The 1,948-nt window shown below is 49.5% G+C and carries 2 protein-coding genes; one reads left to right on the top strand and one right to left on the bottom strand.

The window, feature by feature from the left end:
- Positions 1 to 35 precede the first annotated feature (35 nt).
- Entirely contained in the window at positions 36 to 1,181 is a 1,146-nt protein-coding gene (locus COY37_RS07320; protein ID WP_286977038.1) for a site-2 protease family protein, read from the top strand.
- 19 nt (positions 1,182 to 1,200) lie between these two features.
- Here the strand turns inward: COY37_RS07320 and COY37_RS07315 are convergent, their stop codons facing one another.
- Positions 1,201 to 1,794, bottom strand: a complete 594-nt coding sequence (locus COY37_RS07315; RefSeq protein WP_286977035.1) for a hypothetical protein — start codon at positions 1,792 to 1,794, stop codon at positions 1,201 to 1,203.
- Positions 1,795 to 1,948: the final 154 nt, after the last annotated feature.

The raw sequence follows: 1,948 nt of genomic DNA, 5'->3' as shown, positions 1-1,948 counted from the left end.
AGAACTATCTTCCTTAAGTATTAGAGGTGTTTAATGTGAACAGTGGTATAAGGCTCGGCAGGATTTTTGGAATTGAGATAACGCTCGATTACAGCTGGTTTTTGATTTTCGCATTGATTACGTTTGCGCTTTCTTTTTCGCTATTCCCGCAACTCGTCCCGGGCTTAAGTACCGGGGCATATGTCTTAATCGGGTTTATCACATCGATATTATTTTTTGCATCGGTGCTCTTTCACGAGATCATGCACTCGGTTGTCGCCATTCGAAACGGTATTCAGGTCAGCGGCATACGGCTGCTGATCTTCGGCGGTGTCTCCCAACTTTCAGAGGAACCCGATACGCCGAGCGTCGAATTTAAAATGGCGCTTGCCGGTCCGCTGAGCAGCCTGGTTTTAGGGATGGCTTTTCTTGGAAGCTCGGTGCTCAGCCGACGTTTCGGGCTTCCGGCAACAGTCACCGCACCTGCATTTTACCTGGGATATATCAACGTCTTGCTGGGGGTATTTAATCTTCTCCCGGGATTCCCCCTGGATGGCGGACGCGTGTTGCGCTCTATTATCTGGTATTTCACGGGAAATCTAAGGCGCTCCACCAGCATAGCCGCAACGCTCGGCAGGGGAATCGCATATACGATGATCTTCATAGGGATAGCCGGTCCGTTTTTCACCAATAACCTCAGCCTGATATGGTTCATTCTTTTGGGATGGTATCTATTGCGGGCTGCGCAAGCCGAATATCAGCAAGTGCTCTACCATGAGGCCCTCGAAAACGTTAAAGTGAGTGAAATCATGACGCCCGACCCGGAGACAGTCAGCCCTGACGTCAGCGTACAAGGGCTGGTCGAGGAGCATTTCCTAAAACACAACTGGGTGGCCTATCCTGTGGTTGAAAACGGTACAGTCCAAGGGATGGTCACACTTAAAAGCGTGCAGAACCTGCCGAGGTCCGAATGGAACACCACCCGTGTCGGCGCCATCATGCGCCCGTTATCCTCAGATATCGTGACCCAACCCGATGCGGAGGTCCTCGATATCCTGCAGAAACTCGTCACCAAGGCCGAAGGTCGTATGGTCGTCGTGCAGGATGGCCGGCTTGTCGGCATCCTTACCGGAACCGACGTAACAAGAGCGACCATACGGAGGCTCCACCTCAAAGAGCAAATGGGCAGACCCGCGGCATAACCCCAAGCAAGTAGATAGATTACTCGTGCTTATTGGAGAGCTGAACGATTATTGCGTTTAATACATCCAGGTCATCTATTTGGTTCTTAATGGCAGGATTTATATACAGCTCAGTCGCTTCGGCAAGTAAGCCTGCTTTGTTTTTTAAGTTCACCTTGCCCCAGTCGAGCATATCGGCTTTCTTCTTGCTAATCGTAATAGCCGCAGATTGGTCTACGCTGCTGTCCCCGGCATCGTTCATAAACGTGCCAAGTTCAACGACCTTTACTTTCTTAACACCGTCAATCTTAAACAGGGGAGGCATGATCCGGACTGCAGCAATTGATAGGCTGAACATAATAGCGTTCTCATCACGTGCGCTGTCATCAATGTAGAAGATGGTTACAAGGCCTGATCGCTTATTGATCGTGACCTCGCTGATACCGATGCCGGAACTATCCCCAACGATAGTTTTAAGCCGGGATTCTGAAAAATCGCTGATTTTCACAGCAGGCTTAGCGGGTTCCTGGTTTTTGTAATCAAGCCCAACAAGGCCTACCGCCGCAATGATTAAAACTAAGACAGCGATTCCTATAAACCAACGTGGCTCTTTAAGCCGGTTTGAACCGTTCATTTCTTCTCGCCTTGCGCTCGAACTTGCCTTGCGCACAACCCTCTAAGGCCGGCCGCTATAATACGTTATACTTACCATATTATAACAGGTATTGCCAAGTCGGTTATTAACCGTAAACTTTAGTTCCGCAATCTGCACAGAATTTCGCTCCGGG

Origin of the sequence: Candidatus Aquicultor secundus (assembly GCF_002791875.1) — a bacterium.
Taxonomy (GTDB): Bacteria; Actinomycetota; Aquicultoria; order Aquicultorales; family Aquicultoraceae; genus Aquicultor_A; species Aquicultor_A secundus.
Note: the sequence above shows the minus strand (reverse complement) of the source record. Positions and strands in the feature narration are given on the sequence as shown.